This is a genomic window from Pedobacter sp. MC2016-15 (assembly GCF_026239695.1).
GTDB lineage: Bacteria > Bacteroidota > Bacteroidia > Sphingobacteriales > Sphingobacteriaceae > Pedobacter.
In genome coordinates this window covers 187,552-202,724 of record NZ_JAPIVS010000009.1, presented here as the reverse complement: position 1 = coordinate 202,724, position 15,173 = coordinate 187,552, and the positions used below count along the sequence as shown (strand labels likewise).

13 protein-coding genes are annotated in these 15,173 nt (G+C 36.4%); 1 reads left to right on the top strand and 12 read right to left on the bottom strand.

Features of this window, described 5'->3' with window-relative positions:
* Position 1: 1 nt before the first annotated feature.
* From OQY15_RS22155 to OQY15_RS22145, 3 genes are all read right to left on the bottom strand, one after another.
* Positions 2-1,936, bottom strand: coding sequence for a nucleoside-diphosphate sugar epimerase/dehydratase (locus OQY15_RS22155; protein ID WP_265794329.1), 1,935 nt, complete (start codon positions 1,934-1,936; stop codon positions 2-4).
* 271 nt (positions 1,937-2,207) lie between these two features.
* A complete protein-coding gene (gene gmd / locus OQY15_RS22150; protein ID WP_265794327.1) occupies positions 2,208-3,344 on the bottom strand; it encodes a GDP-mannose 4,6-dehydratase in 1,137 nt (378 codons plus the stop codon).
* Between the two features lie 52 nt (positions 3,345-3,396).
* The gene (locus OQY15_RS22145) at positions 3,397-4,473 is read right to left on the bottom strand and encodes a mannose-1-phosphate guanylyltransferase (protein WP_265794326.1); all 1,077 of its coding nucleotides are present in this window, start codon (positions 4,471-4,473) and stop codon (positions 3,397-3,399) included.
* Positions 4,474-4,792: 319 nt separating this feature from the next.
* On the opposite strand from OQY15_RS22145, the gene OQY15_RS22140 reads away from it, so the two are divergent.
* Positions 4,793-5,137, top strand: a complete 345-nt coding sequence (locus OQY15_RS22140; protein WP_265794325.1) for a helix-turn-helix transcriptional regulator — start codon at positions 4,793-4,795, stop codon at positions 5,135-5,137.
* On the opposite strand, the gene OQY15_RS22135 is transcribed toward OQY15_RS22140, so the two are convergent.
* The 9 genes from OQY15_RS22135 to OQY15_RS22095 are packed head-to-tail and all read right to left on the bottom strand — an operon-like array spanning position 5,127 to position 15,153.
* Positions 5,127-6,830: a capsule assembly Wzi family protein gene (locus OQY15_RS22135; protein ID WP_265794324.1), complete on the bottom strand. Its 1,704-nt coding sequence runs from the start codon at positions 6,828-6,830 to the stop codon at positions 5,127-5,129. The two genes, OQY15_RS22140 and OQY15_RS22135, sit on opposite strands and share 11 nt — an antisense overlap.
* Positions 6,831-6,840: 10 nt before the next feature.
* Positions 6,841-8,550, bottom strand: coding sequence for a capsule assembly Wzi family protein (locus OQY15_RS22130; protein ID WP_265794323.1), 1,710 nt, complete (start codon positions 8,548-8,550; stop codon positions 6,841-6,843).
* Entirely contained in the window at positions 8,550-9,206 is a 657-nt protein-coding gene (locus OQY15_RS22125; protein ID WP_265794322.1) for a hypothetical protein, read from the bottom strand. The genes OQY15_RS22130 and OQY15_RS22125 overlap by 1 nt, the downstream gene beginning before the upstream one ends.
* An 11-nt stretch (positions 9,207-9,217) precedes the next feature.
* The gene (locus OQY15_RS22120; protein WP_322973412.1) at positions 9,218-10,384 is read right to left on the bottom strand and encodes an aminotransferase class I/II-fold pyridoxal phosphate-dependent enzyme; all 1,167 of its coding nucleotides are present in this window, start codon (positions 10,382-10,384) and stop codon (positions 9,218-9,220) included.
* Positions 10,344-10,955 (bottom strand): acetyltransferase, encoded by a 612-nt coding sequence (locus OQY15_RS22115; RefSeq protein WP_265794321.1) that lies wholly within the window; start codon positions 10,953-10,955, stop codon positions 10,344-10,346. Before OQY15_RS22115 ends, OQY15_RS22120 begins: the two co-directional genes overlap by 41 nt.
* 1 nt (position 10,956) lies before the next feature.
* The gene (locus tag OQY15_RS22110) at positions 10,957-11,559 is read right to left on the bottom strand and encodes a sugar transferase (RefSeq protein WP_265794320.1); all 603 of its coding nucleotides are present in this window, start codon (positions 11,557-11,559) and stop codon (positions 10,957-10,959) included.
* Between the two features lies 1 nt (position 11,560).
* On the bottom strand, positions 11,561-12,697 hold the full coding sequence (locus tag OQY15_RS22105; RefSeq protein WP_265794318.1) for a glycosyltransferase family 4 protein: 1,137 nt from the start codon (positions 12,695-12,697) through the stop codon (positions 11,561-11,563).
* Positions 12,698-12,710: 13 nt separating this feature from the next.
* Entirely contained in the window at positions 12,711-14,078 is a 1,368-nt protein-coding gene (locus OQY15_RS22100) for a glycosyl hydrolase family 28-related protein (protein ID WP_265794317.1), read from the bottom strand.
* Complete coding sequence (locus tag OQY15_RS22095; RefSeq protein WP_265794316.1) at positions 14,065-15,153, bottom strand: glycosyltransferase; 1,089 nt, start codon at positions 15,151-15,153, stop codon at positions 14,065-14,067. Before OQY15_RS22095 ends, OQY15_RS22100 begins: the two co-directional genes overlap by 14 nt.
* Between the last annotated feature and the right edge of the window lie 20 nt (positions 15,154-15,173).

Genomic DNA, 15,173 nt, shown 5'->3' with positions numbered 1-15,173 from the left:
TTTATAATTTTGCGTCTAATTCTTCGAAGATAGAGTTTTTACTTTTATATTCTTTGACTAGTTTTTTCATATGTGACACCACCTTTAGATCGTCGCTTCTTCTTGCATGATCTATCAATGCATAGATCTGCAGCTGAATTTCATCAAATGCATATTCTCGCACCTTTCCAATCATGATTTTTTCGTGATGAGTAGGCATAGTGTTCTCGTTGTCATTCAACAGCTCTTCAAACAGCTTCTCTCCTGGTCTTAAGCCAGAATACTCAATCAAGATATCTTGATTAGGGACCATCCCAGCCAATTGAATCATTTTCTTGGCTAAATCAACAATTTTGACAGATTTACCCATATCAAAAACATAGATCTCGCCCCCTTTACCCATACAGCCAGCTTCTAAAACTAGCCTGCAGGCTTCAGGGATAGTCATAAAATAGCGCGTGATCTCTGGATGAGTCACCGTAACAGGGCCACCTTTTTCAATCTGCTGTTTAAATCGTGGGATTACCGATCCATTAGACCCTAGGACATTACCAAACCGGGTGGTAATAAATTTGGTAATAGGTTTGACTTCTAATTCGTTAATGTAGCTCAATCCATTACTAAACACATGATCTCTATGATGCAGTGAATTATTTAATGACTGTACATAAATTTCTGCAATCCGTTTGGAAGCACCCATAACATTTGTAGGATTGACAGCTTTATCTGTAGAAATCATGACAAACTTCTGCACTCCATATTTTACAGCCTTATCTGCAATGGTTTTAGTACCCAAAACATTTGTTTTAATCGCTTCTGAAGGATTATCTTCCATCAAAGGTACATGTTTATAGGCTCCGGCATGATAAACGTAATGAGGCTTAAATGTGCTGAATAGATATTCCATCCTTTTCTCATCCCTTACATCACCAATGAAAGCATGAAAATTTCTGTTTTTAGTAGTCTCTGTAAGCTCCAGATAAAGTTCGTGCAATGCTGACTCAGATTGATCGCAAAGGATAATTAAGCCCACATCAAATTTAGCTAGCTGGCGTACAATCTCACTCCCGATAGACCCGGCAGCACCAGTAATTAAAATTCTTTTATCTTGTAATTGCTCCCCTATACCTTCGATGTCAATATGAATAGACTTACGGTCAAGTAAATCTTCGATATTTAATTTTTTGATCTGCGTAGTCTGCAATTTTCCATCTGTCCAGACATTTGGCGGTGGGATATTCAGAACTTTAATACCGTTTTCGAGACATACATCTACAATCTCACTTTTTCTTTCTTTTGGAATAGTGTAAGAGGCAAATATGATTTCATCCAGTTCATGTTTGGTAATATATTCAACAAGATTTTTAGCGTCAAATATTCTAATCCCGTCAATCGTTTTGCCCATTTTACGCTGATCATCATCAACGAATCCAATAATATTTTTATTCACAATGGGATCATGATCAAATGTTCTCTTTGTAGCAACGCCTGCTTCACCAGCCCCATAAATCATCACACGGACAGTATCAAGCTTTAAATTTTTAATATAGATAAAGAAGTATTTAACCAGAACCCTGTAAGTAATCAACATCAGAAAACTTGCCAATCCGTTGATTATTAATATACTATTAGCTATCAACTGAGTATACCCAGTTGCTACAAAACCCATATTAATTAGAAAAAAGGTGCTATTTGATACGATAATAGCATATAGAATCCGGAAGGTATCCTGTGCACTAGTGTAGCGAATAATTCCTGAATAGGTTCTGACATTCAGGAATACCAGAGTACTTACCACAGTAGTCACCAAAACATTCCGGCTAAACTCTACATAATCCAAATTTGATAAGTCAAAATTATATTTTATGAGGTAAGCTATCGTTAATGAGACAAAGCAGATCGTTAGATCAAGAGAAAAAATTATCCACCTGGGTACTATGTTGATTTGACTGAACAAGTTACTATATTTTAATATATGCCAAATCTAATCAAAAAACTATACCAAGTCCAAATGCTGATCTATGTATTATTAAAATATATTAAAATACCACCACTTAGAAATTACTAAACCATTAAATTCAGTTAAACAAACCTCATTAACCCATTTATGTATTTCATTATACTTAAAAAAGCTTTAAAATAATGGATCACGAGGATGTCCACAAAAAAACCGTTCAACTTAGATTTGTGACCTAAATGTTGAACGGTGTAAATTTCTTTTGTCTATTTTATTCGAAATTATTTAAGGTCTTAAAGCCACCTAATCTCAGGTATTCATCTTTTTTCATCAACTGTAAATCAGACTGTATCATATCTTTAACTAATAATGGAAGGTCGTATTTTGGTTCCCAGCCAAGTTTAGTTTTAGATTTTGTAGGATCACCTAGCAACAAATCAACTTCAGTAGGGCGGAAGTACGCAGGATCAACTTTTACAACCTCAGTTCCGACTTTAAGCTCAGCAAGATTCAATCCCAAATCTGTAGCAACTTTCTCATCTATACTGCTAATTGAACCAACTTCTTCAACACCTTCACCTGTGAAATTGATAGTTATTCCAAGTTCCGCAAAACTCATTCTTACAAAATCTCTTACGGTTGTTGTAACACCTGTGGCTATTACATAGTCTTCTGCTACGTCCTGTTGCAAAATTAACCACATCGCTTCAATATAATCTTTAGCATGACCCCAATCTCTTTGTGCTGATAAATTACCTAAGTATAAGCATTTTTGAAGTCCTAAAGCTATTTTAGACGCTGCACGGGTAATTTTACGAGTTACGAAGGTTTCACCTCGTAAAGGGCTTTCATGATTAAATAATATTCCATTACATGCAAACATATTGTAAGCTTCCCTGTAATTGACAGTGATCCAGTATCCATAAATCTTTGCAACAGCATATGGAGACCTTGGATAAAAAGGTGTAGTTTCGCTTTGAGGTACAGCTTGAACCAATCCGTAAAGTTCAGAGGTAGAAGCCTGATAAATTCTGGTTTTTTTCTCCAGCCCTAAGATACGAACTGCCTCAAGTAATCTTAATGTACCGATACCATCAGCATTTGCAGTGTATTCTGGAGTATCAAAACTCACTTTAACATGACTCATCGCAGCAAGATTGTAAATTTCATCAGGTTGCGTCTCCTGAATGATACGAATCAAATTAGTTGAATCAGTCAAATCCCCAAAATGCAGTTTAAAGTTTACCCCGTTTTCGTGCTGATCCTGATAGAGATGATCTACCCGTTCAGTATTGAACATTGATGATCTTCTTTTGAGACCGTGAACAAAATATCCTTTTTTTAATAAGAATTCTGCCAGATAGGCTCCATCCTGGCCTGTTACACCTGTAATAAGGGCGACTTTCATGTAATTTAGTTTTTTGAGTAGATAAATGATTGATTATTATTAATAAGGGTGCTTAAGCAAATTCCTGACCACAAGTGTTTACAATTGATTTTGATACTTCCTTGATTTCCTGTTCATGAGCTTTAGGATAAATAAGCAGAACTTTTCCGTCATCCACTACAATGTAGTTATCCAATCCCTTTACCACTGCAACTTTATCTTTAGGTATCTGAATCATGCAATTAGTGGTATCAGATAAATTAATGCTATGTCCTGAGAAAGCATTGTTAAATTCATCTTTTTCTACCACCTCATAAAGCGAGGCCCATGTTCCTAAATCTGACCAACCAAATTCCCCTGGAATTGTATATACATTGTCAGCTTTTTCCATGATCGCATAATCTATAGAAATATTATCTGAAAGAGGGTAATTTTCAAGGATGAAGGATTTCTCTGAATCTGTATTGTAACAACTTTTGCCTTTTTCAAATAAACCAAAAATTGCAGGAGAGTATTTAGCTAAGGCGCCCAGAATAGATTCTACACGCCATACAAATATCCCCCCATTCCAAAGATAATCTCCGCTTGCAACAAATTCCTGCGCTTTTTCAAGGTTTGGTTTCTCTAAAAAACGAAGTACCTGATGTACACCATCTTTTGGTTCTTTTTCATAATTGATATAACCATATCCAGTATCCGGTCTTGTTGGGGTTATACCCAGAGTAACCAATGCATCATTTGTGCTAACATATGATAAAGCCTGCTCAATTTTCTCAAGGAACACTTTTTCATTAAGGATCAAATGATCAGATGGGGCTACTACAATCTTTGCCAAGGGGTTTATTTGATTAATCTTGAACGAAGCATATGCAATGCATGGGGCAGTATTATTTCGACTTGGTTCAGAAATAATATTTTCAGTGGGAAGGTCAGGTAACTGTTGAGCTACCAAGCCTGAGTATTGTTCATTTGATAAAATGAAGATATTTTCCTGTGGGCATATCTTCTGAAACCTTTCGTGGGTCAACTGAAGTAGAGATTTTCCGATGCCAAGAATGTCAATAAACTGTTTTGGAAAGTTGTTCCTGCTCTTAGGCCAAAAGCGGCTGCCAACTCCTCCAGCCATAATTAAAACGTAGGTGTCCTTCATAGAAATTCTATTCATTTTTGTTTAGCGTTTATTCAAAAAGTAGATGCTTCAATACTAATATATGATATAATACAATAACAAATCATTAACTATGTTTTAATAAACATACGAAATTTACCTTGATAGTGTAAATTTTACACATATATACAAAGAACGATTGATTGTAACAATTTTGTATATTATATCTAAAATTTAAATTTTCTTCCCCTAAACGATCACATGACATTTTACAATGGCAGTTATTTTGCATAATTTAACTTAGAAAACAAGATTTTCTAATATATACATTTTCTCGTTTAATTAATACTGATAAATTATAATGACCCAAAACATCGGAACCAAGCTAAAAGCATTACGGCTAACTCATTGCCTTAGTCAAAAAGTAATTGCCGACCAACTAGGCATTTCAGTTCCCGCCTATTCAAAAATTGAAACAGGGCTAACCGACATATACTTCTCCAAATTAGAGCAAATCGCTGATATTTACAGTGTTTCGGTAATTGATTTATTAAAAATTGGCGAAAGAGATGCAAAAAATGAACAATATCCAGATATTAAAAGGCAACTTGATGAACTTACGACCAAGTACAACGAACAACAAAAAAAGATGATTCAATTGCATGAAATCATAAGAAATCAAAGAAATGAATCTGCTAAAATCTAAATGAAACTCCTAACTCCCCATGAAAGTTGAATACATCATTATGGGGAATATAGTTCTCACCTGGGGTATAATCTTTCATCCTCCATTGATAGTTTAAAGATTTAATACCCTGAAACTTGCCCGAGAAAATAAAATTTTTATAATCCCATATGCCTTGCGCTCCAATTGCGTAATCTACCCAACGTCTGCTTTGATTATTTAGGTCTCCGATTGCAAAATCGTAAAAATCTGCATTGTGTTCATAACGTTGGAAGTTTAATCCTAATTTTTTAAGGCCTCTCACCCAACTTACATCTGCGGACTGCAAATTCCCTCCTGAGCCTGATCCCGCTCCTAAGACCTGACCAAGGTGCGTATACCCTTGACTAACTTGGACGTGCTGATAAAAGCCACCTGCCGGCCTTACGAGTCGATCTGGCGACTCTGATAACTGATTAATTTCACCATTAATTTGTATGAATTCATCCTTCCTATTATTGAAGGGAACCATTTTGGTAACTCCAAAAACATATGCTCTGGAGTGATCAGGTGATCCAATGAAATCGCGATAATTATAAGAGTTGTCATTTAGGGCATATTCGAAGTATACTTCTGCATGAGCTTTTTGAAATATCCATCTAGCATACATACCTAAACGCTGATCACGATCAAATGGATCTCCCTGTGTTCCTGTAGTTTTCTTTTGTACCGGAAAGAAAAATGGAAAATAGTCTTTGAAACTATTTACATCTGATTCATACGATACAAAATTACGGGTAAAACCTAAAAATAATCCAGGAACCCATTTTGGCTGATAATTGATATTGAATCCGCTTAAATATCTGGTGTCTGGATTGTGCGGTATAAACAAATTATTTCCTGCAGATTGGCTTGTGGTTTCCAAGGGGGATAAACCAGAGTTTTCAAGCCTCCCAGCAATAATTTGAGCCTCAAAAGACCCAATAGGTGTTTTAATAGGCCTTAACGTATTTAGCGTAAGATGTTTAAAACCAGCAGCATTATTAGTGAATAACAGTGCATTTTGAATGCCTGGCCCCCACCAAATATTTTCGTTAGATAAACCAATTGACGCTGGGCCAAATGTAAGACGAATACTGCTTTGCCCCCAATTGACCTTATTGTAACTTGTATTACCAAATCTTTCGGGTACCTCGAGTAAATTATAAAAATTATAATACCCCTCCAGTTCTCTATCAGAGCGACCATTGTAATAAAATCCATCAAAAGATTTATTCTGTGCATAAACAAATTCTGGCCTCAATTGAATACTTAAAGGACCTAGTTTAACAAAAAAACCACCACTCAGCATCGTCTCATAGCCTCTTGAAGGAATCATAGCTCCATCATTCCAACCATATGGATATTTTGAGTTATATTGTTGTTGCCAAGAAAAAGGTAAGACCTGGAACTCTCCCTTGCCTTTCAGAAATCGTAAAGGACCGGAATGATTCAGATATCCATTAGTATTCAAAATACTGTCAGGATCGAAGACGTTATTAACGTTGAATGATGTTGCCGGAAACAAAGGTCTCACAGAGAACGATATGCTGGAATCCAATTCTCCAAGCAATTGTTTACGGCGATAGTATTCCTCCAATCCTACGGTACCTACTGGAAGTGATTGTGCCACTGCTTCCTTGTACAAAGTACATACAAAAATTATTACGAATATTTTAAAGTAGATCTTGATCATATATTACTTCTTAAAAACGATAAGTCAATCCAGCTTGCATTTGTACGTTAAATGCATCCTTTCCACTTATATTTACATCATCATTAGGTCCCTGGAATAGATACCATTGATAATTTAGGGAATTCACTCCCATCAACTTTGCATTGAAAATGAAATTTTTATAATTCCATTCACCATTGAATGCTAGACTAAGATCTGTCCAATGACGTCTAGAGTCTTTGTCATTTTCATAGGCATAAAAATAAAAATCGTTGTTATGCACATATCGCTCAAGCTGTATCCCCAGACGTTTAAGTCCTTTTACCCAACTAACATCCACAGTCTGCGAATTTCCACCTGGCCCTATGCCTGCTCCCAGGACTTCGCCTCTATTGGTATATCCCTGCCTCACATATTTATTGACATACCAGCTGTCAGCATTCCGGATATCCGCAGGATTAGTCTCCTGTAATTGAGTAGCTTCAATACTAATGAGCAAATTTTCATTTCTACTTTTATTAAAAGGAAGCATTTTTCTTAGACCAAAAATATATGCCCTATTGCGAGCTGCATCCAAGGCTTGATTACGCGCATTTCCGGTGCTATTATTCTTCCCATACTCAAAGTAAATTTCGGCCTGTTCTTCGGGCCATAACCATCGCATGAACACAGAACTTCTATTATCTCTTTTATTATCAAGTGCGTCATCAACACCAAGCTTATTTGATGAGGAGAAAAATGGCAGGTAATCACCAAATTTTGAGAGATCATTATGATAGAGCTGAGAACTTCGGGTCAGACCGAAGAAAAGTCCAGGTACCCATTTAGGTTGCCATGTCAAAGCCAAACCCGACAAATATCTCCAGTTATCAGGCTTTGGAACATACAAAGAACTTCCAAAGTAAAGCCACTCAGGTTGTAAGACACCATAACCTGAATTTTCAAGTTTACCGGCGATCAATTGTCCTTCAAAAGATCCGATAACAGTTTTGATAGGTTTTCTCGTATTTAATGTTAAATGTTTAAACCCCGGTGCAGAATTACTCATCAATAAGGAATTTCTCATGCCAGGCCCCCACCAGAGATTTTCAGTGGACAATCCGAAAGAAAGATCTTTATAATTCAAACGGATACTACTTTGTCCCCAATATGCTTTTCCAATTTCATTATTCCCGAACCTTGCAGGTAAGTCAACATTGTTGTAAAAATCATAATACCGGGCAACAATAATTCCGTATGTGTCAGGATGGAAGGTATCAAACTTGCCATTTACAGCCAGGTTAACTTCAGGTTTGAATTGCACACTCAACATACCATATTCCAGATATAGACCTCCACTAAGTAATGTCTGAAATCCTTTAGCAGGTATCATAGCTCCGTCATTCCAGCCATAGGGATGATGGGAATTAATTTGTGTTTGCACATTCACGGGTAGAAGACTTACAGTCAATTTGCCATCTTTTGATCTATAAACACTTTGTGTATTCAGCAGATCATATCTTTTTTCAGTACTATCTTGATAAAATACATCTTTAGCTCGAAAGCTTAGTTTTGGTAATATTGGTCGAATCATCAATGAAATTGATGAGTCCGCTTGTCCAAGAAGTTGCGCGCGGCGATAGTAATCTTCAAGCCCTACTGCGCCAACTGGGATTGTTTGCGCATTAAGTAGGCATTGAAATGAACCAACTAAAATGATTATGAGGAATATTTTTATTTTGTTCATTGATGCGTTCTTCATTATCTTATGTTAACGGCCTTAATTTGTAAATTATCAATAGACCAGCTTTCGTCACACTTAGGATCAGCCTGATATTTTTCCTTCAAAACATCTAAGCAATTCAATTCTAATTGTTTGCTAGAATGACTAATCTTTTTATGAATTTTGTATAATGTAGTGCCGTCAGATTTCTCAACCTGGCTGCAGAAACCCGGTAGGTCAGTGCGGGACGCCCCTGTTTTAGGATTATTACTTTGCGCAGGATAATCTGCGGGATAAGACTGAGGAGGGCAGAAATTTCCAGGTATGCAGTCAAAATTGGCAAAAGTTGTGTAGATATATAGTTTATCATCGATTGTCATTTGCCATATGTCTGGTCCATTGGTTTGATCATTCGCAGATTGTACCCCTTCCCAACTATCGTGAATATAGAGGTCAAAGGTGATCTCAACCACCTCGTGAGAAGGGAGGTTGTTGACTGTTAGGTTAAAGCCTTCATTATTGAAGTTACCTAAAACACTAGAACCATTAAACCTTGATATTTTACCATTCAGAATGTTTTGTAAATCTCCATTTTCAAAATCATTATTGTAAACCTCTACTTCAGTATTATTACTCTTAGCACACGAAAGTAGGAGCGAGATAACAAGGAACGCAGGTAGTAAAAATTTATTCATGAGCCGGATAATTAAAAAGGATTGTTAAAAGTATTTTTTATGACACGAATTACCCTATCCAGGTCAGCTCTCTCCAGATTTGATCCTGAGGGTAAGCATAGACCATTATTAAACAAATTTTCGGCAACTCCATCACCATAATAGGAATACTTTTCAAATACAGGCTGCAAGTGCATAGGTTTCCACAGCGGACGCGATTCAATATTCTCCGCAACCAATGCCAATCGCACATCCTCCCTAGTAATACCCATAGCAGGATCTATTACGATACAGGAAAGCCACCTATTGGAATAGAAATGTTCAGGCTCGGCTAGAAAACTTATTCCAGGAATGTCACCTAACTGCTCTAAATAATAATCGTAGTTTCCTCTACGCTGCGAAACTCTTTGAAGAAGTACTTCCATTTGTCCTCGTCCAATGCCTGCACAGATGTTACTCATCCTGTAATTGTATCCAATTTGAGTATGTTCATAATGCGGGGCGTTATCTCGCGCTTGAGTGGCCAAAAAGCGGGCTTGTTCTATAAATATTTTGTTTTCTGAAAGCAAAGCACCACCACCACTAGTAGTAATTATCTTATTTCCATTAAAAGATAAGACCCCAAATCCGCCAAAAGATCCTAAAGGCCTACCTTTGTAAGTAGAACCAAGTCCCTCGGCAGCATCTTCAACTACAGGAATATTATATTTGTTGGCTATTGCCAAAATCTCATCCATTTTAGCTGGCATTCCATATAGATGAACCGGAATTATTGCCTTAATCTTTTTACCTTGGCTTAAACGGTCTTGAATTGCCGATTCCAAATGTTTTGGACACATGTTCCAAGTATCAACTTCGCTATCAATAAATACAGGAGTGGCTCCGCAGTAGATAATTGGATTGGCGGAAGCAGAAAAAGTAAAACTTTGACAGAGTACATCGTCTCCTGTGGTAACGCCGAGGATTATTAAGGCAAGATGCAGTGCCGCTGTTCCCGAACTTAATGCTGCAGCATATCCTGATCCACAAAATGACTGCAAGTCTGCCTCAAAGCCGTCAACATTAGGGCCTAATGGAGCAATCCAATTGTTTGTAAATGCTTCTTCAACAAATCTTTGTTCTGTTCCACCCATATGCGGTGAAGAAAGCCATATCTTATTATTCATTTCTATATTTTCTAATTCTTCCTGGATTCCCAAATACAACACCATGGTCAGGAATATCTCTAACAATTACACTACCAGCGCCAATAACTACATTTTCGCCTATCGTGATCCCCTGGATCACTGCTGAACCTATTCCAATGTGTGTACCATTACCGACCTTCACATTGCCAGCTAAAGCAACATTGGGAGAAATATGTACAAAATCTCCAATTTGACAATCATGATCTATAGATGCATTTGTGTTTATGATCACGTGATTACCAATTGTACTTCCTACATTCACTGTACTATTCGCCATCGCAACAATTCCTGTTCCAAGTAAGCAAGACTTTGAGATGATTGATGCAGGATGTATAACATTCGCAAAAGAAAAAGGCATTAACCGCTTAGCAATAGCCTTTCTGGTAGTATTATCCCCAACAGCAATAATTATTTTTTCGGAAGTTTGCATTGAAGATAATTCATCAATAGTTCCCAATATAGGAATACCCAAGACACTTGCTTTTTCAATGCGATCATCCCAAAGCCCTGAAACTATTGAATTGCTCAATAGGAGCATATCCAAAATCACTTTAGCATGCCCACCAGAGCCAATAATAAACATTTTAGTTTCCTTTAAATTTCTCCATCGTACTTGATGTTGAAGAATTGATTCCTTCTCGAATAAAAACCTTTTTGATCGTCAGCAAAACAATTTTCAAATCCAATCCAAAGGTAAGATTATTTACATACTCTACATCCAAATTAAACTTTTCCGACCAAGACAAAGAATTTCTCCCATTCACCTGCGCCCATCCTGTTATGCCAGGTCTAACATCATGACGCTTCATTTGGATCTTATTATACAAGGGTAGATACTCTACCAGTAATGGTCTTGGACCAATCAGACTCATGTCTCCAATAATCACGTTAAATAGTTGTGGCAATTCATCCAAAGAAGTTGACCTGACAAACGATCCTATTTTTGTTAACCGTTCTGCATCTGGAAGCAGTAATCCATTTTCGTCTGATTTATCATTCATTGTTTTGAATTTTAAAATCTTGAAAATTTTACCATTCTTACCAGGGCGAGCTTGTACAAAAAAAGCCTTGCCATCATTTGCGATGAAAAGAAGTAAAAAGACTATTAGAATCACAGGACTTGCAAGAAATATAACGATCAGCGCTATTGAAAAATCTATAAACCTCTTTAAAAAATATTTGTACATATCAATTTGATAATCCGTTATAAAACGAAACTAATTGTGGAAAATAAAATGTTTGAGAATAAGCATTGACAACCTTGTTTCTACAATAGTCTTTATCAAATTCCTCGTAACTCACGTACATATTATTCAACGCAAGGGCCAAAGAGTTGATGTCTCTTTTTTTGATCACAATACCATTTCTTTTATCTATGACTTCAGCAGCCCCATGCACATCCGTTACAATGCAAGGCAGTCTCATAGCAGCAGCCTGCAAAATTACGTTTGGGAATCCTTCACGATAACTGGGTAATACCAGTGAATGGCTGATTGCCAGATAGGGCCTAATATCAGCTTGAAATCCAAGAGGTAAAATATTCTTATTATTAAAAATCTCGTCAACAACGCCTTGTTCCAGAGCGTCTAGTTTTTGTTCTGTTTCTCCCAATAGCAATAGTTTAAATTTATCATTATTAAGTCCAGAAAAAGCTTTAATAAGCTCGTTGACACCCTTATCACCAACTAATCGGCCTACGAAAATAAAGATAAAATGATCGGGTGATAAACCAAGTTCTTTTATTAACGCTGTGTTATTTAAAAATTGTGGTAAGTAAGGATTCCAGTACTCTTCATCAAGCCCATTGATATTGCCGTTGCCAATAATATACGAAGATTTGTTACTTAACTTATATTCAGCAATCATCATTTGTACACCTAAACTTTCTGCAACAACGTGCGTCGAAAAAAAACACGTTAATCTTTCCATTGCGATCAAAATACTTTTTTTGATCCCCTCTTCAGTCTCAAACCGAAGTCCTGTAACAGTATATATCCTGAAGGGTACTCCCGATAAATATGCTGCGACCATAGATAATAAGCTAGATTTGGGGGTGTTCGAATGAACAATATTAGGGCGTTCGAGTTTAAACAAGCGGAACAGTTTCCATAAAGAAATAATATCTTTAAACAACGAGATTTCCCGTTCCATCTTAACAACACTCACTTTAACTCCTTCTCGTTCCTTTACAATCTCTAATTTATCACCCGGAGATGAAACTGCCAGAACATCATAATATTGTGATAAGTACTTCAACTGCCCCTTCAATAATACCTCTAGGCTCAGTGGAATCGTTGTAATTCTTGCTAATTTGATCTTATTCATATATAACTACCACTTACAGATCAAGCGTGATTCGAGTTGTGTTAAGCTTATTTTGAGCCCTTACTCTCTCAGCGCCGGAATTTAAGTTTGCCTTCTTGAATTTCAAACTTTCGACGCCTATGAACGCATCACCAACCGGAACCGAATTAGAATAATTATTATAGAGAATTGGATACTTTAGTCTGTTAGCTTTTACAACTGAATATTTATTATTTTTTATCAGTAATTTATCAGCCTTTATATTGACGATTGTGTTAGAAAAATAATCATAATCTCCTGAAATTATAAAAGAATTATCCTGAATCAAACTACCACTTCTCGAACCATCTAATGCAACAAAATTCATCAGTGATCGATCACTAATAGCACTAATATCCCTGGTCCTTTTCAAAGTAGTTCCTTTTGGAAAGCCCGTATTAGATATTGTATTATTGGTAATTTTTACGGGCTTATTGTGACCAGCTATTGAAGTATTATATAGAACGATTCCCATATCAGAGCCTGAAATCGAATTTCCATTAATTAAATGCCCGCCATAATCAGCTTCCAGATGAATTCCTCTGTCATAGCCAAAAATCTGATTTTTTTCAATTATACAATCTTCAGCCATAAATTCGAGCACGATTCCACAACGTCCAAGCTGCTTTGTGGTTTTAAAATCGTTTCTTATAATATTGTTACGTAATACTGCAGATGCTACATTGGAAAGATAGATACCATCACCATAATCGTCAGCAGCTGGATTAAAGCCCCAACAATTTAGCACTTTTGAATTAGTAATACTTACTTGCTGCGCTCGGGCAGTTAGTGGTATATCAGTTTGTTGTGTCGAACTAATATAAATTCCCTGACCATAAAAATCTGATACTATAACATTATTTATAGTAATTTTCCTTTTATCAGTTATTGATAGACCAGTAAACCATTGTTTTTTATTAACATAAGGATTGTGGTCGCTATATGGGTATTTGGCAAATCCACCTTGTATTTTTAGGTTACTTATTTTTATCGTACCTAAGGCCTTAGGGTCGAAATAGCCTCTTATACTTAATGCCGAAACAGGACTTTTACAAATAATAGCTGGCAGAACTCCATTTGTAGTATTCCCTAATATTTCCAGGTTATTATTGATATAATGTGCAACTAAACCTTTAGATAAGCTGTATTTTCCTGAAGGAAATAACACTTTTGAATCATTAAGTTTAAGCGCATCATCAAAACACTTTTGGATAGCAGCATAATCATCAGTAATTCCATTACCCACTGCCCCATAATCCCGAACATTAAAGGTTTTAACTGCCCTATTTTGAGCACATGAATTGCTTAGAATAGAAACAAATAAGGTGAATATTACGATGGTTTTCTTATTAAAGATTTTCATAAATTTTGATTAATTGATCTACCATGGTTTCTATTTTAAATTTTTCTGCACGTGCAAAGCAATCCCTGGCGACCTGATTATATAGTGTTTCATTTTCTATCAGAGTCATCACTTTTTCTGATAATCCTTCCTCATCACCCTGCTGAAAAGTTAACCCCGCCCCTTCTGTAATTTCGTAAAGGCCAGGCACAGCTGAGGCTATCAATGGCTTTTCTGCAGCCATCCCCTCAACAGCAGCTAAGCCAAAACCTTCCCAAAAAGACGATTGGACAATAATATCACTTGCCTTTAGCAATTGCGGCACATCCATTCTAACCCCTAAAAACCTGACCCTTTCTTCTAATCCCAGATCATTTACCAAGGCTTTGCAAGCCACGATACTTTCACCATCACCCACCAATAATAGCTTGACATAGGAAGGCAAAATCCTCATCGCTCTGATTACAGTCTGCTGGTCTTTTTCTATACTAAAACGTGAAACCTGAATTAAAACTTTGGCGCCCTCATCCAAAAAAAAGGATTTTGGATCCAATGACTCAGCATTTCTTATCTGGTCAACATTGATGCCATTATAAACTACTACAACTTTATTTTGCAAACGAAGTGTTTCCTTCAACATTTGCATAACTTGAGGAGTAATGGCTGTAACTACATCGTATTGTTTATAGATAAATTTATCAAGGACTCTAAAAATTTTATTTTTAACTCTCCTATTATTAGTACTGTGCTCAGTAAAAATAAACTTTGCTTTGGTACGCGAAATAATTTTGGCAATAGCAACAAAGTAAAGTGATGGAAAAAGATGAACATGAACAATATCGTAACTTGCCAGGTACTTTGTTAGTTTCAGTATGTGTAAAGGATTATAGACACCACCTGTGCCCAATGAGATAACCTTGCCCTTGAAGTTCTTCTCGATCTGGATCTTAAATGGATACTCAGTACCATCTAGTAAAAGAAGGTCAACAATTATATTTTCATTACGAACTGTATATTGAGGTAGAGATTCAATGATTAATTTCTCAGCTCCTCCAGTGCCAAGACCATTAATTATATGCAGGACTTTAAGTCTCATTCCGATCAAATAGTTAGGGG